The organism is Nitratireductor arenosus (genome assembly GCF_009742725.1).
Lineage (GTDB): Bacteria > Pseudomonadota > Alphaproteobacteria > Rhizobiales > Rhizobiaceae > Mangrovimarina > Mangrovimarina arenosa.
The window spans coordinates 114,012-138,231 of the sequence record NZ_WPHG01000007.1 but is presented as its reverse complement, the minus strand read 5'-3'; the positions used below and the strand labels follow the sequence as shown (position 1 = coordinate 138,231).

The 24,220-nt window shown below is 65.8% G+C and carries 22 protein-coding genes; all 22 read left to right on the top strand.

Features of this window, described 5'->3' with window-relative positions; genetic code table 11:
* Positions 1 to 5 precede the first annotated feature (5 nt).
* The 22 genes from GN330_RS21120 to GN330_RS21015 all read left to right on the top strand — a co-directional run bounded on the left by GN330_RS21120 (position 6) and on the right by GN330_RS21015 (position 24,063).
* Entirely contained in the window at positions 6 to 1,124 is a 1,119-nt protein-coding gene (locus GN330_RS21120; protein WP_156715282.1) for a CaiB/BaiF CoA transferase family protein, read from the top strand.
* Positions 1,121 to 1,969 (top strand): HTD2 family dehydratase, encoded by an 849-nt coding sequence (locus GN330_RS21115; RefSeq protein ID WP_156715280.1) that lies wholly within the window; start codon positions 1,121 to 1,123, stop codon positions 1,967 to 1,969. Before GN330_RS21120 ends, GN330_RS21115 begins: the two co-directional genes overlap by 4 nt.
* Positions 1,970 to 2,295: 326 nt before the next feature.
* Positions 2,296 to 3,195: a GntR family transcriptional regulator gene (locus GN330_RS21110; RefSeq protein WP_156715276.1), complete on the top strand. Its 900-nt coding sequence runs from the start codon at positions 2,296 to 2,298 to the stop codon at positions 3,193 to 3,195.
* 2 nt (positions 3,196 to 3,197) lie between these two features.
* Positions 3,198 to 4,442: an ABC transporter substrate-binding protein gene (locus GN330_RS21105; RefSeq protein WP_156715273.1), complete on the top strand. Its 1,245-nt coding sequence runs from the start codon at positions 3,198 to 3,200 to the stop codon at positions 4,440 to 4,442.
* A 65-nt stretch (positions 4,443 to 4,507) separates the two neighbouring features.
* Positions 4,508 to 5,380, top strand: a complete 873-nt coding sequence (locus GN330_RS21100; protein ID WP_156715271.1) for a branched-chain amino acid ABC transporter permease — start codon at positions 4,508 to 4,510, stop codon at positions 5,378 to 5,380.
* Positions 5,381 to 5,383: 3 nt separating this feature from the next.
* Positions 5,384 to 6,364: a branched-chain amino acid ABC transporter permease gene (locus GN330_RS21095; protein WP_156715269.1), complete on the top strand. Its 981-nt coding sequence runs from the start codon at positions 5,384 to 5,386 to the stop codon at positions 6,362 to 6,364.
* The gene (locus tag GN330_RS21090) at positions 6,357 to 7,103 is read left to right on the top strand and encodes an ABC transporter ATP-binding protein (RefSeq protein WP_156715267.1); all 747 of its coding nucleotides are present in this window, start codon (positions 6,357 to 6,359) and stop codon (positions 7,101 to 7,103) included. Before GN330_RS21095 ends, GN330_RS21090 begins: the two co-directional genes overlap by 8 nt.
* Entirely contained in the window at positions 7,096 to 7,800 is a 705-nt protein-coding gene (locus GN330_RS21085) for an ABC transporter ATP-binding protein (RefSeq protein ID WP_156715265.1), read from the top strand. The genes GN330_RS21090 and GN330_RS21085 overlap by 8 nt, the downstream gene beginning before the upstream one ends.
* Complete coding sequence (locus GN330_RS21080) at positions 7,800 to 9,077, top strand: 3-isopropylmalate dehydratase large subunit (RefSeq protein WP_156715263.1); 1,278 nt, start codon at positions 7,800 to 7,802, stop codon at positions 9,075 to 9,077. The genes GN330_RS21085 and GN330_RS21080 overlap by 1 nt, the downstream gene beginning before the upstream one ends.
* Positions 9,074 to 9,580: a LeuD/DmdB family oxidoreductase small subunit gene (locus tag GN330_RS21075; protein ID WP_156715261.1), complete on the top strand. Its 507-nt coding sequence runs from the start codon at positions 9,074 to 9,076 to the stop codon at positions 9,578 to 9,580. The genes GN330_RS21080 and GN330_RS21075 overlap by 4 nt, the downstream gene beginning before the upstream one ends.
* Entirely contained in the window at positions 9,577 to 10,446 is an 870-nt protein-coding gene (locus GN330_RS21070; RefSeq protein WP_156715259.1) for an isocitrate lyase/PEP mutase family protein, read from the top strand. Before GN330_RS21075 ends, GN330_RS21070 begins: the two co-directional genes overlap by 4 nt.
* Positions 10,443 to 12,191 (top strand): hydantoinase B/oxoprolinase family protein, encoded by a 1,749-nt coding sequence (locus tag GN330_RS21065; RefSeq protein ID WP_156715257.1) that lies wholly within the window; start codon positions 10,443 to 10,445, stop codon positions 12,189 to 12,191. Before GN330_RS21070 ends, GN330_RS21065 begins: the two co-directional genes overlap by 4 nt.
* On the top strand, positions 12,188 to 14,242 hold the full coding sequence (locus tag GN330_RS21060) for a hydantoinase/oxoprolinase family protein (RefSeq protein WP_343041014.1): 2,055 nt from the start codon (positions 12,188 to 12,190) through the stop codon (positions 14,240 to 14,242). The genes GN330_RS21065 and GN330_RS21060 overlap by 4 nt, the downstream gene beginning before the upstream one ends.
* A gap of 3 nt (positions 14,243 to 14,245) precedes the next feature.
* Positions 14,246 to 14,860: a cysteine hydrolase family protein gene (locus tag GN330_RS21055; protein ID WP_156715255.1), complete on the top strand. Its 615-nt coding sequence runs from the start codon at positions 14,246 to 14,248 to the stop codon at positions 14,858 to 14,860.
* Positions 14,861 to 14,862: 2 nt separating this feature from the next.
* Positions 14,863 to 16,284: an FAD-dependent oxidoreductase gene (locus GN330_RS21050; RefSeq protein ID WP_343041013.1), complete on the top strand. Its 1,422-nt coding sequence runs from the start codon at positions 14,863 to 14,865 to the stop codon at positions 16,282 to 16,284.
* Between the two features lie 325 nt (positions 16,285 to 16,609).
* The gene (locus tag GN330_RS21045; RefSeq protein WP_156715253.1) at positions 16,610 to 17,374 is read left to right on the top strand and encodes an IclR family transcriptional regulator; all 765 of its coding nucleotides are present in this window, start codon (positions 16,610 to 16,612) and stop codon (positions 17,372 to 17,374) included.
* 125 nt (positions 17,375 to 17,499) lie between these two features.
* Entirely contained in the window at positions 17,500 to 19,038 is a 1,539-nt protein-coding gene (locus GN330_RS21040; protein ID WP_156715251.1) for an ABC transporter substrate-binding protein, read from the top strand.
* Between the two features lie 75 nt (positions 19,039 to 19,113).
* Positions 19,114 to 20,031, top strand: coding sequence for an ABC transporter permease (locus GN330_RS21035; protein WP_106573353.1), 918 nt, complete (start codon positions 19,114 to 19,116; stop codon positions 20,029 to 20,031).
* The gene (locus tag GN330_RS21030; RefSeq protein WP_197435266.1) at positions 20,028 to 20,927 is read left to right on the top strand and encodes an ABC transporter permease; all 900 of its coding nucleotides are present in this window, start codon (positions 20,028 to 20,030) and stop codon (positions 20,925 to 20,927) included. The genes GN330_RS21035 and GN330_RS21030 overlap by 4 nt, the downstream gene beginning before the upstream one ends.
* Positions 20,924 to 21,949, top strand: a complete 1,026-nt coding sequence (locus GN330_RS21025; RefSeq protein WP_156715249.1) for an ABC transporter ATP-binding protein — start codon at positions 20,924 to 20,926, stop codon at positions 21,947 to 21,949. Before GN330_RS21030 ends, GN330_RS21025 begins: the two co-directional genes overlap by 4 nt.
* Entirely contained in the window at positions 21,946 to 23,052 is a 1,107-nt protein-coding gene (locus GN330_RS21020) for an ABC transporter ATP-binding protein (protein ID WP_343041012.1), read from the top strand. The genes GN330_RS21025 and GN330_RS21020 overlap by 4 nt, the downstream gene beginning before the upstream one ends.
* The gene (locus tag GN330_RS21015) at positions 23,053 to 24,063 is read left to right on the top strand and encodes a dipeptidase (protein WP_156715244.1); all 1,011 of its coding nucleotides are present in this window, start codon (positions 23,053 to 23,055) and stop codon (positions 24,061 to 24,063) included.
* Positions 24,064 to 24,220: the final 157 nt, after the last annotated feature.

Sequence of the window (24,220 nt, the reverse complement as noted above, 5' to 3'; positions counted from 1 at the left end):
AAGCCATGCTGCCGCTTGAAGGTCTTTTGGTCGTCTCCATCGAACAGGCCGTCGCCGCGCCGACCTGCACGCTCCGGCTCGCCGATGCCGGTGCCCGTGTCATCAAGATCGAGCGCGCGGAAGGCGAGACGGCGCGCCATTACGACAAGGCGGTTCACGGCACTAGCGCCTATTTCGCCTGGCTGAACCGGGGCAAGGAAAGCACCGTGCTCGATATCAAGCACGATGACGACCGGGCGCTGGTCGAGCGCATGGTCGCGCGCGCCGACGTCTTCGTGCAGAACCTGGCGCCGGGCGCCGCCGCCCGGCTGGGTCTCGGTGCCGCGGACGTGGTCGCGCGCTATCCCCGTCTGATCGCTGTCGACATTGTCGGCTACCGCCAGGACAGTCCCGCGCGCGCCATGCGCGCCTACGATATGTTGATCCAGGCCGAGAGCGGCGTTTGCGCGGTCACCGGCACGCCCGACACGCCGGTCAAGGTCGGCGTGTCGATCGCCGACGTCATGACCGGCATGAACGCCCATGCCGCGATTCTGGAGGCGCTGGTCGGCCGGGCCGCGACCGGACGCGGCGCGGCCATCGAGATCGCCATGTTCGACACCATGGCCGACATGATGAGCGTGCCTCTGCTGCATCACGACTATGGCGGCAAGCCGACGCCGCGCACCGGGCTCGCCCACGCCGCGATCTACCCCTATTGCTCGGTCGCCTGCAGCGACGGCGAGATCGTGATCGTGGTGCAGAATCCGGGCGAATGGCGGCGCCTGTGCGAAGGCGTCTTCGAGCGGCCCGATCTGGTCGACGATCCGCTTTACCACGACAATCCGAGCCGGGTCGAAAACCGCGAACTGCTGGGCGAGATCATGGCCGGCATTTTCGGCCGCATGAGCCGGGTCGAGGCGATCGCAAGGCTTGAGGCCAACCGGCTTGCCTGGTCGAACGTCTCCACGGTTGCCGATCTTTCTGGCCATGCGGCTCTGCGGCGCATCGCCGTCGAGACGCCGGGCGGCGTCTTCGACGGGGTTGGCTCGCCGCTGCGCCGCGCCATCAAGGGCGGGCCCGTGCCGGCGCTTGGCGTCCATACCGACGCTGTACGGCGCGAGTTTTCGGAAACACCGGCATGAGCGCGGTCGACATCGACGATCTGCGACGCTGGATCGGAAACGAGCAACGGGCAAGCGACATCGTCACGCCGGGGCTGGCCGAACGTTTCGAGGCCACGCTCGGCCACTCGGCCTATCGCGGCGCCGCCGCGGCTCCACTCGCCATCCACTGGTGCCTGGCTCCGCCGGCCGTGCAGCCCGATGAACTGGGTCCGGACGGCCATCCCGCGCGCGGCGGGTTTCTGCCGCCCGTGCCGCTGCCGCGCCGCATGTGGGCCGGCGGCGCGCTTTCCTTTCACGCGCCGCTTTCGGTCGGGGCCGAGGTGATGCGGGTTTCACGCATCGCCGACATCGCCCACAAGACAGGCCGCAGCGGCGAACTGGTCTTCGTGACGGTCGAGCACGATTTCGACTGCGACGGCCGCACCGTCATCAGCGAGCGCCAGGATATCGTCTATCGCGCAGCGCCGTCCACCGCGCCCGCCACGCCCGGGCAACCGGGATCGCCCGCGCCGCTGCCGACGGCCGAGCACACCGAGACGGTCGAGGCGACGACGGCGCTTTTGTTTCGATATTCGGCGCTGACCTTCAACGGCCATCGCATCCATTACGACGTTGACTATGCGCGCGACGAGGAGGCCTATCCGGGTCTCGTCGTGCACGGTCCGCTGCAGGCGACGCTGATGCTGCATCTCGGCGCGCGGCTCGCCGGTCGTCCGCCGCGCCGCTTTTCTTATCGCGGCCTGTCGCCGCTCTTCCACGGCGGCCCGTTCACCGTCAACGCGGTCCGTTCCGGCGATGGGCTGGACCTCTGGTGCGCCGATGGCCAGGCGGCTAGGACGATGAGCGCGACGCTGGTTTTCTGACGCTGATCCTGACCCGGATGCCGGGTTTCGGGAGCGATCACAACGCAACGAGGGAATGGGTCGGGGGCGCTTCGACGACACGCCATTCGGGTCCCGTCTTTCGAGGGCACCGCCGTCGAAGGATCGGTGCCTGGAGCCGCGGCATGTTGGCTTTCCCTCAACGCCCGATCCGATACCGCAAACAACGACTGCGTTACGCACAGGCGACGGCCGCCGGCGGCCGCATACCGCCGCGAGGCCAGCCGCAGATTGCCGCTTGAGCCGTCAATTCAATTGGTATAATGATATACCTACATGCCATATAGGCAGCGCATCGGGAGGATGTGATGGACAGGTTGGGCGAGCCGGAGAGCGATGTCCGTCGCGATAAGCTGCGTCCGGCCCGTCAGCTCCACGAAGCCTCCCGCGTCCCGCTCTATCACCAGCTTTTCGTGATCCTGCGCAGCCGCATCTATGGCGGCGGTCTCTCGGCCGGCGATCTTGTGCCGAGCGAGCAGGAATTGTGCCAGGAATTCGGCGTTTCGCGCATCACCGCCAAACGGGCGCTCAACGAACTCGCCGATGCCGGTCTGGTCGTGCGCGAGCGGGGCAGGGGCACGCGCGTCGTCGAGCAACCGCCCGCGCCGGCGGTGATGGCCTCGATCGAGGGCTGGCTGGAAAACGTCTCGCTGATGGGCATCGCGACCCAGGCGCGAGTGCTGGAATTCGGTTATCTCGCGGCATCCGCCGATATCGCCGCCGCGCTGGAAGTGGGGCTTGGCGACGAGGTGCAGCGCGCCGTGCGCGTGCGCAGCCTCGACGGCGAGCCGATGTCCTTTCTGGTCACCTATGTGCCGAGCCGGGTTGGTCGCGAATATGAGCGCGAGGATCTGGAGACCAAGCCGCTCCTGCATCTGCTTGAAAAGGCGGGTGTCGAGGTCGCCTCGGCGCGCCAGACGGTTTCGGCTACCCTCGCCGACGCCGAGGTTGCCACCGCGCTCGGTATTCATGCCGGCGCGCCGCTGATCGAGGTCAGGCGCGTGGTGCGCGATACGGACGACCGACCGGTGGAATATATCCGCGTTGTCTACCGGCCCGATCTCTACCGCTTCGAAATGTCCATGCGCCGCGTCCGTGCGAAGGACGGAGCGCATTGGACGACGTTGCCGTCATCGCCGATTCCGGCCGGCGATGAGGAGGAGAAAGGACCCTCGGGGACCCCAGGCCGGATGACGACAGGAGGATAGTTATGAAAAACAACACGACGGATAGGCTCGTTCGATCGCGGCATCGTATCGGACGACGCGACTTTCTTGCCGGCGCCGCCGCGCTCGGCGTGGCCTCCGCCGGTTTTCCGGCGGTGCTCAGAGCACAGAGCGAAACCGTCAAGATTGGACTGATTCATCCGGTGACCGGGTTCATCTCCTTTTCCGGAACCCAATGCCGGACCGGTGCGCAGATGGCGATCGACGACATCAACGCCGCCGGCGGCATCAAGTCGATGGGCGGTGCCATGCTCGAGGCGATGCTCGGCGATAGCCAGGGCAAGCCCGAAATCGGCGCGCAGGAGGTAAGCAAGATGGTGGAAGCCGGCGTTGCCGGTTTCGTCGCGGGCTACTCTTCCGCGATCTCGCTCGCCACCTCGCAGGAGGCAGCCAAAACGAACACGCCGCACGTGGTCGATGTCGGCGTGTCCGACCAGATCACCAGCCGTGGCCTGGCCAACACGTTCCGCTTCGCCCCCGGCTACGGCAAGGTCGCCGAGATCGCGGTCGCAAATCTCGACACCATCAACAAGACCGCCGGCTCGCCGGCCAAGAGCGCGATGATCGTGCACGAGGAATCGCTGTTCGGGACCGGCACTGCGAAGCTTTTGAGCGAAAAGCTGCCGGGAATCGGGATCGAGGTTCTGGACGTCATCAAGCACGCCAACCCGACACGCGACTTCACCAACATCGCCCTGCAGATCAAGTCGAAGCAGCCGGACCTGATCATTCCGGCCAATTATTACAACGAATATGTGCTTCTGGCGCGCACGCTGCAGCAGCAGCAGGTCGAGGCCAAGGGCATCTATTCGGTGCTCGGCGGGGCGGCCTCCAGCTACCAGTTCGTCAACGAATATCCCGAGGCCGCCGAGCAGATCATGGACTGCAATCACTGGTTCGACCCGAAGTCCGACACTGCGCTCGCGCGCAAGAAGGCGGCCGAGGCCAAAGGCGTGATCTACACCTACGAGGTGTTCCTGGCCTATAATGCAGTCGCTTTCCTGGCCGATGCCATCGAGCGGGCCGGTTCGACCGACAAGGACGCCGTGATCGCGGCGCTGGCCGGGTCGACCTGGGACCAGCATGGCATGCCCTATGGTTCCACCAAGATGGAAAACGGGCAGAACATGGGCGCCCAGCCGGTCAACACCCAAGTGCAGAACGGCGCGATCGAGGTGATCTTTCCCAAGGAGTTCGCTTCCGCAGACGCGGTTTTCCCGATGAGTTGACCGCATTCGCATTAGGTCTGCCGGGCCGACGGCCCGGCGGATGCGAACGCAGCACGGATACCAAGATGCCCGATCTCGCCATCATCGTCCCATCGGTGCTCAACGGCATCACCACCGGCGCACTCTACGCTTTGGTGGCGCTCGGCCTGACGCTGATCTACGGCGTCCTTCACATCATCAATTTCGCCCATGGCGCGCTTTTGATGCTTGGCCTCTACGCCGTCTATTATCTCAAGGCGAGGTTCGGCATCGATCCTTACGTGGCCCTCTTGATCGTGCCGCCGGGGATGTTCGCCCTCGGTTACGCAGTGCAGCGCGGCATTATCGGCCGCGCCAGCCACGGCCGCGACGAGAACATCCTGCTTGTCACGCTCGGCCTGGCGATCGTCATCGAGAATCTGTCGCTGTTCTTCTTCCGCTCCGACACGCGCATCGTCGACACGCCCTATTCCTTCGAGACGGTCGAGATACTCGGCGCCTTCCTGCCGCTGCCCAAGCTGGTGGCCTTCGTCGGCGCTATCGTCACCGCGGCGCTTTTGTGGCTGATCATGGCGCGCACCGATCTCGGCCGCGCCATCCGTGCTGTAGCCAAGGAAAAGAAGGGTACTGCTCTGGTCGGCATCGACACCGACCATGTCTACGCGACGAGCTACGGCCTTGGCATTGCCTGCCTCGGCGTCGCCGCCTGCCTGCTTCTGCCGAGCTATTACGTCAATCCGCAGGTCGGTCACGGCTTCGTGCTGATCGCGTTCACCATCGTCGTGCTCGGCGGCATGGGCTCGTTCGTCGGCGCGCTGATCGGCGGCTTCGTCATCGGAGTGGTCGAGGCCATGGGCGGCCTTTTCCTCGGCGAGAGCCTGGGCCAGATCGGCATCTTCGCGATCTTCATCCTGGTGCTGATATTCCGGCCGACCGGCCTCTTGGGCCACAAGGTTTAGATAATGCGTTCACTGCTGCTCCTTCTCGCCGTCTTCATCGCGATCGCCGCGGTTCCGGTGTTGATCGTTTCGGAGTTCTGGCTCGACGTGGTCATCATGACGCTTTACGCCGCGCTGCTCGGGCAGGCCTGGAACATTCTCGGCGGTTATGGCGGTCAGTTCTCCTTCGGCCACGCCGCCTATTTCGGCACCGGCGCCTACACGGTGGCGGTGCTGCAGGTGCAGTTCGGCGTCAATCCGTGGATCGGGCTCGTCGCCGGCGGGCTGACAGCGGGTGCGGTCGCCGCCTTTATCGGCTTTTCCACCTTCCGCTATGGCCTGCGCGGTTCCTATTTCGCGCTGGTCACGCTCGCTTTCGCCGAGGTCCTGCGCATCCTGTCGAACTCGGTCGACTTCACCGGCGCCGGCGTCGGCATTCTGATCCCGCTGGAGCGCAGCCTGGCCAATCTCCAGTTCGCTTCCAAGACATCTTATTTCTGGCTGATCTGGACGATGACGCTGGCGGCCTTCCTGGTCGTGTGGTGGATCGGCAATTCGCGGTTCGGCGCCAGGCTGATGGCGGTGCGTGACAATGAGGAGGCCGCGCGCGCGCTCGGCGTCGACGCGTTTCGCGTCAAGATGGGCTCGATCGTCCTGTCCGGCATCTTCTCCGGTCTGGCCGGGGTCTTCTACGCGCAATATCTGCTCTACCTCGACCCGTCGATCGCCTACGGTCCGGCGGTCTCGATCGAGAGCTTGCTGGTGCCGATCATCGGCGGCATGGGCACGCTGTTCGGCCCCTTGCTCGGGGCCGCCGCGATCCACGCCGTTTCCGAGTTCACCAGCGAGGTGACCGGCGACGCGCCCGGCATCAGCCTGGCCGTCTACGGCGCGTTACTGGTCGTCATGGTCACCTTCATGCCGCGGGGCCTGGCCGGCCTCGTCACCCGTCTCGGGGCCTGGCGTCGCGCGCGCCCGCTCGTCGCGGAGCGCCGCCATGCTTGAGGTCGCGGGCATCTCCAAGAATTTCGGCGGCGTTCAGGCCGCCCGCGACGTCGGTTTCACCGTGCCGCAAGGCGTGATCGCCTCGCTGATCGGCCCCAACGGCGCCGGCAAGACGACCCTGTTTGCGATGATCACCGGCTTTCATCGCCCCGACCGGGGTACGGTGCGGTTTTGCGGCGAAGACATTACCGGCCTTTCGCCCGAGGCGATCGCGCGGCGCGGCATGGTGCGCACCTTCCAGCTCGTCCAGCCCTTCGCCGGCCAGACAGTGCGCGACAACATCGCGGTCGGCGCCCATCTCCACATCGCGTCCCGAGCCGACGCGCTCGCCTATGCCGGCGCGGTGGCGCGCAAGGTCGGGCTCGGCGACCGGCTCGACATCGACGCGGCCGCGCTCACGGTTGCCGGGCGCAAGCGGCTCGAAGTCGCCCGCGCGCTCGCCACGCGGCCGAAGCTGATCCTACTCGACGAGGTCATGGCCGGGCTCAACCCGTCCGAGATCGAGGCGGTGATCCCGATCATCCGCGCGATCCGCGACGAGGGCGTGACCGTGCTTCTGATCGAGCACGTCATGCAGGCGGTGATGAGCTTGTCGGAACATACCTGGGTGCTCAACCAGGGCGAAATCATCGCCGAGGGCACGGCCTCCAAAGTGGTCGCCGATCCGCGCGTGATCGAGGCATATCTTGGCAAGGGCATGGCCGAGCGCATGCGCGCCAGGGAGGCGGCCAATGCTTGAAGTGGCGGGTCTGCGTGGCGGCTACGGCGCGGTCGAGGTGCTGCGCGGCGTCGACATCGACATCGCCCGTGGCGAGATCGTCGCGCTGCTCGGCTCCAACGGCGTCGGCAAGACGACCTTCGCCGCGCTTTTGTCGGGGCTTTTGCCGTGCCGAGGCGGCGCCATCCGCTTTGCCGGCCACGACATCACCCGGCTCGGCGCGCGGCGCATCGTCGAACTCGGCCTGATCCAGGTGCCGGAAGGAAGGCACATCTTTCCCAATCTGACGGTGCGCGAAAATCTCGAGCTTGGCGCCTATCGGCGCGGCAAGCCCAACCGCGCCGCCAACATCGTGCGCGTCGGCGAGACGTTTCCCCGGCTTGCAGAGCGGTTCGACCAGAAGGCCGGCACCTTGTCGGGCGGCGAGCAGCAGATGCTGGCGATCGGCCGCGGCCTGATGGCCGAGCCCGAACTGCTGATCCTCGACGAGCCGTCGATCGGCCTGTCGCCGCTGCTGGTGGAAGAAATGTTTTCCCTGATCCGGCAACTCAACCAGGACGGGCTGACGATTCTGCTGGTCGAGCAGAACGTTTTGCAGTCGCTGGAGATCGCCGACCGTGCCTTCGTTATGGAAAACGGCGAAATCCGCCTGTCGGGCAGGGCCGGCGCCATGCTCGACGATCCCGAACTACAACGCTCCTATCTCGGGCTGGTGTGATGGCGCAGACGTTGGCGCAAAAGATCATCGCAAGGGCTGCCGGCCGCGAGACGGTCGCGCCGGGAGAGATCGTCACCGCCGCGGTCGATCTCGCCATGATTCACGATTCGGGCGGTCCGCGCCGGGTCGAGCCGATCCTGCGCGAACTGGGTGTCGGCCTGTTCGACGCGGACAAGGTGGTGCTGATTTCCGATCATTTCGTGCCTGGCGACACCGACGAGGGCGCGCGCATTCTTGAATTGACCCGGCAATGGGCGCGCGAGCGCAAGGTCGCCTTCCATGACGGCGAGGGGATCTGCCACGTCGTCCTGCCCGAACGCGGCCATCTCAGGCCCGGCATGTTCGTGGTCGGCGGCGACAGCCATTCGCCGACCGGGGGCGCCTTCGGCGCCTACATGTTCGGGGTCGGTGCGACCGAAATGGCGGGCGTGCTGGCGACCGGCGAGATCTGGCTCAAGGTTCCCGAAACGATCTTGATCGAATGGCAAAACCGGCTCGGCCCCGGGGTCGTCGCCAAGGACATGATGCTGGCGCTGTGCGGACGGCTGGGCATGGATGGCGGTCGCTACCAGGCGGTCGAATATGCCGGCGAGGCAGTCATGGCATTGTCGATGCAGGAGCGCATGACCCTATCCAACATGGCCGCCGAACTCGGCGCCCAGGCGGGGCTGATCGCGCCTGACGCGAAGTCGGCGGCCTGGCTTGCCGCGCATGGCGGCGAGGCCGGCGACTGGCGCTGGCTCAACACCGACCCCGACGCCGAACTGCTTGAACATCATGTCTTCGACGCCGCGGCACTCGAGCCGCAAGTGGCTGCGCCGCATTCGCCGGCCAATGCCGGACCGGTCGGCGCGGCGCCGCCGACGAGGATCGACGTCGCCTATATCGGCGCCTGCACCGGCGCCAAATATGACGATCTCAAAAACGCAGCGGCGATCCTGAAAGGCCGGCGCCTGGCCGCCGGCGTCGAACTGATGGTGGCGCCGTCCTCGCGCCGTGACCAGGAGCGCGCGGCCGCCGACGGCATCATGGCGGTGTTTGAACAGGCCGGAGCGCGCATCCTGCCCAATGCCTGCGGCATCTGCGCCGGCTACGGCGTCGACCGGCTCGGCGAGGACGTCACCTGCGTTTCCTCGACGGCGCGCAATTTTCGTGGGCGCATGGGGGCGGCGTCGGCGAAAGTGTGGCTCGGCTCGCCCTTCACCGTTGCGGCCGCCGCGGTCGCCGGCCGCATCGTCGACCCGCGCGAGTTCCTGGCCGGCGGAGGGGCGGCATGAGCGGACGCGTCTTCCTGTTCGGCGACGACATCGATACCGACCAGCTCGCGCCGGGCGCCTATATGAAGGGCGGCATCGAGGCGCTGGCCGCCCATTGCCTGGAAACGGCGCGGCCTGATTTCGCGGCCACCGCGCGGTCGGGCGACATCGTGGTCGCGGGACGGAATTTCGGCATGGGCTCCTCGCGCGAGCAGGCCGCCGAGGCCTTGAAGCATCTCGGCGTCGCCGGGGTAGTGGCGCGTTCCTTCGCCGGTATTTTCTATCGCAACGCCATCAATCTCGGCCTGCCGGTCCTGGTCGGTGCGGATCTGGAGACGGTCGCCGACGGAGACCGGGCGGCTCTCGACCTGGACAAGAGCGAATTGCGGATTGTCGACCGCGATCTGTCCGTTCGTCTGGAGCCGTTGCCCGGCAATCTCAGGCGCATGCTGCGTGACGGCGGCCTGGTGCCGCATCTCAAGAAGCGCTTCGCCGCGGAGCGCACGCGGGAGACGGGCCGATGAGCCTCAGGAAACGATTGCAGGCGCCGCCGATCCTGGTCGCGCCGGGCGTCTACGACGCCCTGTCGGGCCTGATCGCCGAGCAGGCCGGCGCGGAAACCGTCTACCTGTCGGGGGCCTCGATCGCCTATAGCCGCTTCGGCCGTCCGGATATCGGGTTGGTCTCGATGAGCGAGGTCGCCGACACCATCGCCGCGCTGCGCGACCGGGTGGGTCTGCCGATCTTGGTCGACGCCGATAACGGCTTCGGCAACGCGCTCAACGTGCAGCGCACCGTGCGCGTGTTCGAGCGCATGGGCGCCGGCGCCCTGCAACTAGAAGACCAGACGATGCCGAAGCGCTGCGGCCATCTTGACGGCAAGTCGCTGATTTCGACGGCGGAGATGGCCGGCAAGATCCGCGCCGCCTGCGATGCCCGTGCCAGCGAGGAAACCCTGATCATCGGCCGAACCGATGCGATCGCGGTCGAAGGCTTCGAGGCCGCCCTCGACCGGGCCGAGGCCTATGTCGAGGCCGGCGCCGACATGCTGTTCGTCGAGGCGCCGCAATCGCTGGCCGAGATCGGCGAGATCGTGCAGCGTTTCAAGGGGCGCGTGCCGCTGATGGCCAATATGGTGGAGGGCGGCAAGACCCCGGCGATCGATGCCGCGGGCCTGGAAGCGCTCGGCTACGGCCTGGTCATCTTCCCCGGCGGTGTGGTGCGCGCGGTCGCGGCGACGGCGCGCGACTATTACGCCAATCTGCTCGCCACCGGCTCGAACCAGGGTTTTCGCAACCGGATGTTCGATTTCGCCGGGCTGAACGGGGTCATCGGCACGCCGGAGCTGCTCGCCGAAGGCAAACGCTATGACGCGGAGGACGATCAATGAGCGGCACCGCGACCGTCGACGCCGTAACGCTGGCGATCCTCAAGGGACGGCTGGAGCAGATCGCCGACGAGATGGACGCGACCTTGTTCCGCTCCGCCTTCAACCCAATCATCGCCGAGGCGCATGACGCCTCGCACGGCATCTACGACGCGGCGACCGGCGAGACCCTGGTCCAGGGCAAGTCCGGCCTGCCGATCTTCGTCGGCGTGATGGCCTTCGCCGTGCAGGCGGTCATCGAGAAGGCCAGGCTCAGGGGCGGCATCCACGAAGGCGATGTCTGGATCTTCAACGATCCCTACGATGGCGGCACCCATCTGTCCGACTTCCGGCTGGTCAAGCCGGTCTTCCGCGATGGCGCGGTGTTCTGCTTTCTCGCTTCGGTCGGCCATTGGCACGATGTCGGCGGCAATGTGCCGGGCAACTACAATCCCGCCGCCACCGAGTGTTTTCAGGAGGGCATGCTGATCCCGCCGGTCAAGCTCTATGACCGCGGCGCGTTCCGTCAGGACGTCGTCGATATCCTGTCGGCGAATTCGCGCCTGCCGATGTCGCTCTACGGCGACCTGAACGGCCAGATCAACGCGCTCGAACTGGGCGAAAAACGCATGCATGCGCTGATCGACGATTATGGCGCGCCGACGATTTCCGCAGCACTTGCTGCACTGAAGGCGCGTGCGGCCGAGATGATGCGCGCCCAGATCGCAGAGCTGCCGGCCGGGACCGTGTCGGCGGAGGATTTTCTCGACAATGACGGCATCGTCGACGAGCCGTTGAAGATCGCGCTCGACCTGACGATCGGCGACGGCCGCATGGTGATGGATTTTTCGCGCTCATCGCCGGCCTGTGCCGGCCCGGTCAACATCTCGCGCGCCACCACGGTGGCGGCCTGCTACGTCGCGCTGAAGCATATTTTCGGCGACGTGCCGGCCAATGCCGGCGTGCTCGAACCGGTCGAGTTCCGCATCGATCCCGGTTCGCTGCTTTCGGTTACGGCGCCGAAGCCGGTCGGCGGCTATACCGAGACCATCCTGCGCCTGATCGACGTCGTCTTCCAGGCGATCGCCAGCATCGCGCCGGGGCCGGCTATGGCCTGCGCCTACGGCACCATCAACGCGCTGTCGCTCGCCGGCCATCGCGAAAACGGCCAGCGCTGGGTGATGTTTTCCTTCTTCGGCGGCGGCCATGGCGCCCATGGCGGCGGCGACGGCCTCAACCACGGCAACGCGCCGATCTCGACCGCCACCATCCCGCCGCTCGAAATCCTCGAGGCGGCCTATCCGGTGCGCTTCACCCAATGGGCGCTGCGCCCGGATTCGGGCGGCCCCGGGCGCCATCGCGGCGGGCTCGGCGCCGTCTACGAGATCGAGCTACTGGAAAAGCAGGCCGATGTGTTCCTGTTCGGCGAACGCGGCCGCTTCGCCCCGCGCGGCGTCGTCGGCGGGGGTGACGCGGCGACCAATCGCTTTACCTACCAGCAGCACGATGGCGAGCACCGGCCGCAGATGGTCTCCAAGATGGTCGGCATCAAGCTCGCCCGCGGCCAGCGTCTGCGGCTCGAAACGCCGGGCGGCGGCGGCTACGGTCCGGCCTTTTTACGCCCGGTCGACGAGGTCGCGCGCGATGTGCGGCGCGGTTTCGTCAGCGCCGAACAGGCGGCCGTCAGCTACGGCGTGGCATTTTCGGCGAACGGCACCGTCGACGCCGACGCCACCCGCCAACTGCGCAGCCGGGAGCCCGCCACGTGAATGACAGAGCCTTTATTGTCGGTGTCGATGTCGGCGGCACCTTCACCGACGTTTTTGTGCTGGACGAGGCCGCCGGCGCGGTCGTCACGACGAAAGTTCCCTCCACGCGCGGCGACCAGTCGCGTGGCTTCGTCCAGGGCATCGCCGAGATTGTCGCCGATTTCGCCGAGATTGGCACACTCGTCCACGGCACCACCGTCGGCACCAACGCGCTTCTGGAACGCAAGGGCGCGCGCACCGGCATCATCACCACCGAGGGGTTCCGCGATGTGATCGAAATGCGCCGGCGCGACCGTCCGACCACCTGGGGGCTGAAGGGCGGCTTCACCCCGGTGGTCGAACGTGGCGACCGGCTCGAGGTCGCCGAGCGGGTGCTGGCCGACGGCTCCGTGTTCACTCCCGTCGCGGAGGACGAAGTGCGCGAACGTGCTCGCGCTCTCGCCGCGGCCGGCTGCGAGGCGGTGTGCGTGTTTTTCATCAACGGCTACGCCAATGACGACAACGAGCGCCGCGCCGTCGAAGCGGTGCGCTCGGTCTGGCCCAACGCCTTCGTCACCGCAGCCACCGAGATCCTGCCGGAAATCCGCGAATTCGAGCGCGCCTCCACCGCCACGCTCAACGCCTATCTGCAGCCGGTGGTGTCGTCCTATCTGGAGCGGCTGCAACAGGGGCTGGACGGGCGCGGCTTTGCCGGCGAGCTTTTGATCGTGCAGTCGAACGGCGGGGTGATGTCGGCCGAGACCGCGCGCCGCTATCCCGTGCGCACGGCGCTGTCGGGACCGGCGGCCGGCGTGATCGCTGCAACCGCCATCGCGCGGGCGGCCGGTTTTACCAACATCATCACCTGCGACATGGGCGGCACCTCCTTCGACGTGTCGCTGGTGGCCGACGGCAAGGCGACGCTTGCCGCTCAGACGGCGATCGATTTCGGCCTGGTGGTGCGCACCCCGATGATCGAGATCACCACGATCGGCGCCGGCGGCGGCTCGATCGCCGGGCTCGACAAGAGCGGCCTGTTGCAGGTCGGGCCCGAATCGGCCGGTTCCGATCCCGGCCCTGTCTGCTACGGTCTCGGCAATAGCCGTCCGACGGTCACCGACGCCAGTCTCGTGCTCGGCCGCATCAATGCCGACCGCCCGATCGGCGGCAAGCTCGACCGGCTCGACATCGAGGCCGCGCGTGCGGCGATCGAGACGGAGATCGCACGCCCGCTCGAACTTTCGGTCGAGGACGCGGCCGAGGCGATCTTGCGGCTTGCCAACGCCAAGATGGCCGGCGCCATCCGCCTGGTCTCGATCGAAAAGGGGCACGACCCGGCCAGGTTCGCGGCCATGCCCTTCGGTGGCGGCGGCGCATTGCACACAGGCGCGCTGATCAAGGAGGTCGGCCTAGGCTCGGCCCTGGTGCCGCGCTTTCCCGGCGTCACCTCAGCGCTCGGCTGCGTCGTGGCCGATATGCGCCACGACCGGGTCCAGACGGTCAACCGGCTGCTGGACGATATCGACGCCGAAGCGCTCGGTCGCGCGATGCTGGCCGTCGCCGAGGACACCGAGACTGTGCTGGCGCGCGCCGGCGTTGCCTTCGAGCGCGTCGACCGGGTGTTCGAACTCGACATGCTTTATCTCGGCCAGACCCATTCCGTCGCCGTGCCGATCGCGATCGGCCCCGGCGGGCTCGACGCCGAAACGGTCGCCGGCGCCTTCGACGCTGCCTACCGCGACGCCTTCGGGAGGCTGTTGGACGGTATCCCCAAGCGGGTGATGAACCACCGCGTCGCGGTGATCGGCCGCCGGCCGGCGCTCGACATGCAGGTTTTCGCCCCCGTCGACGGCAAGTCGGCCGAACACTGCCGGACCGCGACCCGGCGCGTCTACGCCGACGGCGCCTATCACGACGCCGGTGTCTACGAGCGGCTCGGCCTCGCCGTCGGCGCGGTGATCGAGGGGCCGGCGCTGCTGGAACAACCCGATACCACGATCTTCGTCGACCCGGGGCTCGTCGCCGCCGTCGACCGTTTCGGCAATCTGGTGATCACGCCGGGAAAGGGGTGAAAAATGGCGCATGCCGCAATCGATGTCGCGCGCACCGCGCTGGTCATCGTCGATCTGCAAAACGATTTTCTGCATCCCGACGGCGCTTATGCCCGCGGCGGCCAGGCCAGTGACGACATCGCCGCCCTGCCGCAACGCGTGTTGCCCGTGGCCGAGGCGCTGCGCGCGCGCGGCGGCTGGATCGTCTCGACGCATTTTACGCTGGTTCCCGGCAAGCGCGGCGAACCGTTCATCGCGCCGCATCTCAAGGCGATGCGGCCGTTTCTCGGCAAGGGCGATTTCGCTCCCGGTTCGTGGGGCCACGATCTGGTCGATCTCCTCAAACCGGCCGATCTGACGGTGGAAAAAATCGCCTATTCGGCCTTCTACATGACCCGGCTCGAATGGCTGCTGCGCAAGGCCGGCGTCGACACGCTGATCTTTTGCGGCATCGTCACCAATGGCGGCGTCGCCTCCACGGTGCGCGACGCGCATGTGCGCGACTTTGCCACCATCGTCTTGTCGGACGGTTGCGCGGCGTTTTTGCGCGACACCCATGAGCGCGCCGTCGCCGACCTTGCCACCGTGGCCCGCACCATGCGCTGCGCCGAAGCGCGCGAGCTGGTCGAAGAGGCGTGAGGGTGGAAGGCCGCGTTCTGCGCACCGCGCCCGACCGCCGTGACGCGGCGGCCGATGTCGTGGTGATCGGCGCCGGCGCTTGCGGCCTGGTCGCCGCACTGCGTGCGTGTGCCGCCGGCGCGGAGGTGGTGGTTGTCGAACGCGACGCCACGCCGTCGGGCTCGACCGCGATGTCGTCCGGCTTCGTGCCCGCGCCGGCCACCCGCTTTCAGCGAAAGATCGGCGTTACGGACGACACGCCCGCGCGATTCGCGGCCGACATCCTGGCCAAGTCGAACGGGCGTTGCGACGCGGAACTGGCGATCCTGGCCGCCGAAACCATCGGTCCGGCGCTGGAATGGCTCGCCGATCACGCCGGCGTCGACTGGCAGGTTCTCGATGATTTTCTTTACCCGGGCCACAGCCGCCACCGTATGCATTGCGTCGACGAGCGCACCGGCGCGGCGCTGCATGCGAGGCTGCTGGCCGCCGCCGAGGCGATGGATATCGCGATCGTCACCGAGGCGCGCGCCACGCATCTTTACGCCGCCCCCGACGGCCGGATCACCGCGGTCGGGATCGAGCGACCGGGCGGAACACGCGAAACCCTGGGTTGCGGCGCGCTGGTTCTAGCCTCGAGCGGTTTCGGCGGCGATCCGGACCTGATGGAAGCCCACATTCCCGAACTTGGCAAGGCGCTTTATTACGGCCATACCGGCAATACCGGGGACGCCGTACGCTGGGGCGAGGCGCTCGGCGCCGGGTTCGCGCACATGTCCGGCTATCAGGGACACGGTTCGCTGGCCCATCCGCACGCGATCCTGATTTCCTGGGCGCTAATGATGAAGGGCGCGATCCAACTCAACGGCGATGGCGACCGCTTTGCCGATGAAAGCGGCGGCTATTCCGAGCAGGCGGTCAAGGTGCTCGCCCAGCCGGGCGGTTTTGCCTGGAACGTCTATGACGAAACGGTCCACCGCTTCGGCCTCACCTTTCCCGACTATCGCCAGGCGCATGCCGCCGGCGCCGTGCGCACGGCGACGACCGTCGGTGCGCTCGCCGCCCTGACCGGGCTGCCGCAATTGCGGCTCGCCGCCACGCTGGCCGAGGTGGCGCGGTTTTGCGTCGGTGCGAAGCCCGACCCGCTCGGGCGGGATTTTGCCGGTCTGGCACCGCTGTTGCCACCGTTTTACGCGGTCAAGGTGACCGGCGCGCTGTTCCACACCCAGGGCGGGTTGCGGATCGACGACCGCGCCCGCGTCCTTGACCGGAAGGGCCGGCCCTTTGCCAATCTTTTCGCCGGCGGCGGCGCGGCTTGCGGCGTGTCAGGTCCCGATGTCTCCGGTTATCTGTCCGGCAACGGGCTCTTGACGGCGATCGCCTTCGGCTTCCTCGCCGGCCAAGAGGCCGTGCGCACGGTGCAAGAGCAGATGTCGACCCGATAAACCGACATCAGCCTATCAAATGCGGGCGCGGACGGCAGGCGGCGCAACGATTTTCGTCTGCGGCGAACGGCTGCAAGTCGTCCGGACATGTCGCTTTGCGAGACCGGCTTGTCGTGTCCAGCACTGTCGGACGACCGACGCAAAGCGGCGGCCCGGACGCCCCTCTTCGGAATCTTGAAGAAAAAGAACCCGCAAAAACAACTGCGTGAGTGATGCTTGCGGTCGGGTGAATGCGCCGTCGAGCGTTCCTTGAGATTCCGGGTTGACAAACGGTGGATGGCTATTGAACTATATAGAACAACATAGTTGCTGTATATGGAACAACATGAGCTCGCTCGAAAACGGCCTCAAAATCCTCACGCACTTCAGCAAGGAGCGCCCGGTGCTACGGGTCGGGGAAGTATGTCGCGAGCTGGACATCCCGAAGAGTTCAGCGTCGCGCCTTCTGAAGACGTTGAGCGAATTCGGGCTTGTCGAGCGCGAGGCAGGGGATGCGGGCTACGTTCTCGGGGTGCAGGCGCTCGCGTTGGCGGACTGCTTCGTTGCGGCGCGGTCGCTCTTGTCGATGGTCAATGCCAGCATCGACGAATTGGTCTCGGAGTTTCAGTTCGTGGGCTATGTCGCGGTGTTGTCCGGCGCCGACATCATCATCCTTCGGGCCAAGTCGGGATCCTACCCGTTGCGGCTCGTGCACGCGGTGGGGCGGCGCATGCCGGCCTTGCCGACGGCGCTCGGCGTTACGCTCCTGGCGCGGCAGACGGACGAGCAGATCCTGACCGCGCTCGACGGCAAGCTCGATGGCGACGAGGCGCGCGAGAACGCCCTAGCCAGGATCGAGGAGACCCGCCGTACCGGCGTCTTCAACCTGTTCGACGGAATGCGGTCGGGCGTGTCGGCGGTTGGCGCCGCCGTATGTGATCCGGCGCGCCACGAAAACATTTCGTTCTCGATCTCTTATCCGTCAGACGCCGTGGATGAGCCGTTGCTGAAGCGCATGCGGGCGCGGGTGCGCGAAGAGGCGCTGCGCATCGGAAAGGGCGTGGGCGACCCGTTCTGGTCGGACCCGTCGCGTGGGGTGGAGATGTCCTGAACAGGGCTTTCGCGGCTTTGGCGAAGGAGAATGCCGGCCCAATCACCTGGCAATGCCCCGCGGAGCTTCGGTCTGCCGCAGGGTGAAATCGATTATTCGCAAAAAAGGAAAGAGGGGTAAAATCCATGACGATAATCAGAAGAACTTTTCTCTCCGGCTTGATGTCGGTGTCGCTGCTGGCTTCGCAGTTTGTCGGGGTCGTTCCGGCTTCGGCGACAGAAGAGGGCGTATTGTCCATTGCCCAGGGGTTCGATCCCGTTTCTCTGTGGCCCAACTATTCGACCACTCAGGAGCAGATCAATGTCGGCAGTCTGATCGTCGAGCCGCTGTTCTGGGTGCCGCCGGATTCCGATGAGGCGCAGCCGATCTTGGCCGAGGGCTACGAACTGGTCGATGACAAGACGGTCCGAATCTCGCTGCGCAAAAATATCCAGTTTACCAACGGCGAGCCCTTCAACGCCGATGCGGTCGTCCATTCGTTCGACATCTTCACCGACATAAAGACCACGCCGGCCTATGGGCGCTACTCCGTGGTCATCGACCGGGCCGAAAAGGTCGATGACCACACGGTCATGCTTTATCTCAACCAGCGCTATCCCGCGCTTAACCTCGTGCTGAGCCAGGTCTTCATCGTCCCGCCTGCCTATTGGCAGGAAGTCGGCGGGCCCGACGGATTTGGCAGCAAGCCGATCGGCACCGGCCCCTTCAAGCTGGCCGATTGGGTGCGCGACAGCGAATTGGTGATGGAGGCCAATCCGGATTATTGGGGAGAGGTTCCCGAAGGTATCGAGCGTATCGTGCTGCGTCCGATCCCCGACGACATGGTGCGTGCCTCCGCGCTCATGGCCGGTGAATTCGACATTGCCACCAATGTCCCGATCGCGGCTTCGGCGCAGATCGGCGGCCAGTCCGGCCTGGAGGTGATGTCCATCCCCAGCTATCGGATCTTCACGGTCTCCCTGTCCAATCTACCGGGCCAGGAGAGCCCCCTGCACGATGTCCGCGTCCGCCAGGCGATCAATTACGCGGTCGACAAGGAAGGCATCATCAAAGGGCTCTTTCAGGGGCAGGCGAGGTCGCTCAACGGGCAGCTGCTGCGCAAGGAGCAGGTCGGTTTCAATCCCGACATCAGCGACTACCCCTATGATCCCGAAAAGGCGAAGGCGTTGCTCGCCGAAGCCGGCTATCCCGACGGTTTCGACATCACGTTCAAATTCCCCACCGGGCGCTATGCGCAGGACAGGGAAGTGGCCGAAGCCGTGGCCGGCATGCTGGGCGCCGTCGGCGTGAGAACCCGGATGGTATCGCTCGAGCCAGGCGAGTTCCTGCGTCAGCTCAGCGGGCGCGAACTGCAGCCGATGGGCTATGTCGGGCTGGCTCCCGCCGACGATCCCGATCTTCAGCTCTCGCAGTACCGCTCGGACTGGCGATATTCCTACGTCAACAATCCCGAGCTCGACACGCTTATCGACGCCGGCGGCAGCGAGTTGGATCGCGCAAAGAGGCAGGAGATCTACAGAAAATCCATGCGCATCATGCACGATCAGGCGCATGTGCTGTTCCTGTACCAGGGTGTCGACCTCTACGGCGTTTCGGAGCGTGTGAACGGCTTTGCGCCGCGCGGCGACCAGCGCTGGGTCATCTACGGAATGTCCTTGAACTAACGTTCAGGGCTTCGCGCCGGCCGGCGCGAAGCCCTGCCACCCGATTTCACGCACTCCCGCGACCACAGGTGTCCAATGGTCGATTATGTGTTGCGCCGCCTTCTTTACACAATTCCGTCGCTGCTCGGCATTGTGGTGGTGTGTTTCTTCCTCACGCGTCTGAGCGGTGATCCGACGGACCTGTTTCTGCCGATCGATGCCTCGGAGGAGGCGCGGGACGCGTTTCGGGTCCAGTATGGGCTGGACAAGCCGCTCATGGAGCAGTTTGTCGCGTTCTTCTACAAGGCCTTGCAGGGCGATTTCGGCAATTCCCTGCGCTTCGGAGAGCCGGCCATAAGCCTGCTCGCCGAGAGGCTCGGAGCGACTATTCAGCTTGCCCTGGCGACGCTTTTTATCGCCGTTGGCGTCGGCATCCCGGCCGGCATCGTGTCCGCCTATTACCGCAACTCGCTTCTGGACGTGGCGGTGCGCAGCCTGGCCGCATTCGGTCAGGCCGTGCCGACCTTCTACTGGGGCGTTTTGTGCATCCTCATCTTCTCGGTATGGCTGAAATGGCTGCCGACCGGCGGTAGCGGCGGGCTGGTTCACCTGATCTTGCCCGCGACCACTTTGGCCTCAACGCTCGTCGCGCTGCTGGCACGGGTTATGCGTTCGACGATGCTGGACGTGATGCGGCAGGATTTCGTTCGCACCGCCAGGGCCAAGGGGCTGGGCGAATTCACCGTCGTCATGCGCCATGTCGCGCGCAACGCTTTCATTCCCGTACTGACGGTGATCGCGCTGCAGTTCGGCGTCCTCATGGGCGGCGTGATCGTCACCGAAACGGTCTTTTCCTGGCCGGGCGTGGGGCGCCTCGTCATCCAGGCAATCTATGCGCGCGACTATCCGGTCGTTCAGGCGGTGGTGTTCTTCTTCGCCCTGATCTTCGTTCTCTCCAACCTGCTCGCGGACATCCTCTCGGCCGTGCTGGATCCAAGGGTTCGTTACAAATGACCGTTGCACCTGTATTCATGCCGGCTCGTCGGCACAGGCGCCTGGGCTCGCTTATGCGCCATCTGCGCTCGCCGGTGGCCGTCACCAGCCTGATCGTGGTCGGGTTGGCCCTCGGGGCCACGCTCGCGCCCGGCCTCTTGGCGCCGCACGATCCCGCCGAGCAGAGCCTTTTGGCAAGGCTCGCGCCGCCGTCCTTCCTGGGTGGACCGGAGGGGCATTTCCTGGGAACCGACCAGCTTGGTCGCGATATTCTGTCGCGCATCATCTACGGCGCGCGCGCGACGCTTTTGATCAGCATCGCGGCGGTTGTCATCTCCTGCAGCATCGGCACGACGGTCGGACTGGTCGCGGGATACAATGGCGGCAGGACGGATGCGCTTGTCTTGCGCCTGATCGACATGCAACTCGCCTTTCCGGTGATCCTGCTGGTGATCGCGGTGGTCGCCGTCGTCGGCTCGTCCGTGCTCACCCTGATCGTGGTGCTTGGCATTTCCGGCTGGCCGCAATTTGCCCGCATCGTTCGCGCGGCGGTCATTTCGGTGCGGGAAATGGAGTATGTCGAGGCCGCCCGGGCTATCGGCGCGCCGGCAATGCGTGTCATCTTCCGGCATATCGGCCCCAACGTGCTGTCGGCAACGATCGTATTCGCCACCTACGAACTGTCGCGCATGATCCTGATCGAGGCGACGCTGAGTTTTCTGGGACTCGGCATCCAGCCCCCCACGCCCACATGGGGCGGCATGATCAGCGAGGGCCAGAAATATATCAGCCTGGCCTGGGCCGCCTCGGTGTTTCCGGGCATTGCCATCGCGTCGACCATTCTTGCCATCAACATGCTTGGCGATGTCCTGCGTGATGCCCTCGATCCCCGTTTGTCCGGCGAGGACGGCCGATGAACGCGACCGCGACCTGTGGGACCAGCGCCGGTGTTGATCGGCACGAAGAGATCCTGTCGATCAAGCAGCTACGCACGACCCTGGGCTCCCGCCCCGGCGGCGTGACGGTGGTCGACGGCGTCGACTTGTCGGTACGGCGTGGCAAGACACTCGGCATCGTCGGCGAAAGCGGTTGCGGCAAGTCGATGCTCTCGCTGTCGGTGATGGGGCTGGTGCCGCCGCCTTGCCGGGTTGAGGGACGGATCGAGTTTTCCGGACGAAACCTGCTCGACTTGTCGCCGGCCGAGATGCGGCGGATCCGCGGAAATCGCATCGCGATGATCTTCCAGGAGCCGATGACCAGTCTCAATCCGGTTCTGACCGTCGGGTTCCAGATCGTCGAGGCGATGCGCGCGCATGATCGCAAGTCGTCCTACGAAGTGCTGCGCCGCCGTGCCATCGAGGCGCTGGTGCAGGTGCGCATGCCGGCGGCGGAGAGACGTTTCGACGAATATCCGCACCAATTGTCGGGCGGCATGCGCCAGCGCGCGGCTATTGCCATGGCGTTGTCCTGCAAGCCGGAGGTGCTGATCGCGGACGAGCCGACGACGGCGCTTGACGTGACCGTCCAGGCCGAGATTCTCGATCTTCTGCGCGACCTCCAGCAGGAGACCAATATGGCGATCGTTCTGATCACCCACGATCTGGGTGTCGTGGCGCAGGTCGCCGACGAGGTTGCCGTCATGTATGCCGGACGCATAGCGGAGAAGGCGACCTGCGACGCGCTCTTCGCCGACCCGCAGCACCCATACACGCTCGGTCTACTCGGCAGCATTCCACGCATGGACCAGGCCGCCACGCGGCTGCTGGCCATCGACGGGGTGGTGCCGCCGGTTGCGTCGATGCCTCCGGGGTGCCGATTCCATCCCAGATGCGTCTTCAGCGGTCAGGAATGTACCCGGCACCGGCCCGAATTGACGGCCGTGGCCGACGGACACGCCGTTGCCTGCCTGAAGGCGCCAATCGAGGAGGGCCAATCGTGACCGAAGGGCTTCTGGAAATACGCGACCTGTCCAAGACCTATACGGTCTCCCAATCGCTGATTACCCGGCGCAAGCAGGTGTTGCGGGCCGTCGACGGCGTGTCCTTCTCGCTGAAGCGCGGGGAGACGCTGGCGCTGGTGGGCGAAAGCGGATGTGGGAAGTCGACCACCGCGCGGCTCGCCATGCGCCTGATCGAGCCTTCGGCGGGAACCGTCCGCTTCGACGGCAGCGACATCGGCGCGCTGCGCGGTTCGCCATTGCGGCGTTTCCGGCGGCATATGCAGATCATCTTTCAAGATCCGTTCGCCTCGCTCAATCCCGGGATGACGGTCTGGCAGACGCTGGAGGAGCCGCTGATCGTCAACGATCTCGGAAACCAGGCGACACGCCGGGCGCGCATCCACGAGGTGATGCAGCAGGTTGGGCTCGCCCCCGAATATGCCGGTCGGTACCCGCACGAATTTTCGGGCGGGCAGCGGCAAAGGATAGGGATCGCCAGGGCATTGATCGTTCGTCCCCAGCTTGTGGTGTGCGACGAACCGGTCTCGGCCCTCGATGTCTCGATCCAGGCTCAGGTGATCAACCTGTTGGGCGATCTGCAGGCACAGCTCGGCCTGTCCTATCTTTTCATTTCGCACGATCTGGCGGTGGTCAAACACATCGCCGATCGGGTCGCGGTGATGTATCTCGGCAAGATCATCGAAACCGCGCCGAAGCGGGATTTTTTCGCCAGTCCGCGCCATCCCTACTCGCGGGCCCTTCTGTCCGCGATACCTCAGCCCAATCCACGCGAAAGGCTGAACCGGATGGCGTTGTCGGGCGAAATTCCCAACCCGATCAATTTGCCACAAGGGTGCCGTTTCCATCCCCGCTGCCCGTTTGCCGTCGACCGCTGCCGAAAGGAAGAGCCGACGCTCACCGATGTCGGCGCCGACAAGGCGGTGGCCTGTCACAGGGTCGACGACCTGCCGGATTGGGAAGGCTCACCCGACCCGCTGGACATTCTGTCGCCCGCCGGGCGGCGGCGCGTTGCCGCCTATGCCGCGCGCACCCGCCCACAGCTCCCAACCACCAACAGCAGTCAAGATGTAAGTGAGGTATAGATGAGTGCCGAAACAAAAACGCGCCCGATCGTTATCGATGGGCTGAACTGCGCTGGGGTCACCCCGGGCCAGCTCAAGCGGACGCTCGAAGGGGGCATCTCGGCGATGAACCTGACGGCAATCAGGCCGGGAGCGCATCTTCACGACGCGTTGCTGCAACTCGAGGACGCGCGCCGCGCGATCGAGGCCGTGCCCGAACTGGCGACCGTCGTCACGACCGTCGACCAGATCGTCGCCGCCCACGACAAGGGTGTGGTCGGCATCATTCTCGGTGCGCAGAACACCTTGATGGTGGAGCCCGACGTCAAGCTGCTTGCGAGCTTCCACGCCCTGGGCATGCGCATCATCCAGCCCACCTACAACGAGCGCAATGCGTTCGGTTATGGGGCGTCCTTCACGGATATGGGTGACCGGGGCATCACCGAAGCCGGCCGCATGTGGCTCGACGCGATGGAAGACTTCGGCATTTTGGTGGATTTGTCGCATTGCGGCCACCGCACAAGCCTCGACTATCTGGCGGCGGCCAAACGCCCGCTGGTCTTCAGTCATGCCAACGCCTATGCCGTGTGCCCCAGCCCGCGGAACAAGACCGACGAGATGATCCGCGGCGTCGCCAAGACCGGCGGCCTGATCGGCGCCGTCACCTGGGCGCCCGTCGTGCGCTGGGACCAGCGCCCGACGCTCGACGATTACCTGGATCACCTCGATCACCTGGTCAAGGTCGGCGGCATCGAGCACGTGGCGTTTGCCAGCGACCTGCCGGAGGACATCGGTCAGACCAAGGCCGACTGGCAGAAAATGTGGGGGCCGAATGGTCTCTATCCCAACGTCACCGGCGTGCTCGGCGATTGGTACACCTATGAGGACCGCTCGACCGAGGGAATGGAGACGATCTCCAAGACGCCGCTGGTTTGGGACAGGATGCGCGCGCGCGGCTACCACGAGAGCGATATCGAGAAAGTGATGTCGGGCAACTGGCTGCGCGTTCTCGGCGACGTCTGGAAGAACTGACGGCGCGGTTTCTGTCGCCCGCAAAGGCCGTAGGGTCGTTGCGGGCGGCCGGCACTCTTATCCGGATATCACTAATCGTTGGCGCGGCTGCGCGATCATCGAGGAAGCCGCCCGTCGGCGCGCACCCGTTTTCGTGGCTAGCGTTTTAGGAGCGCGG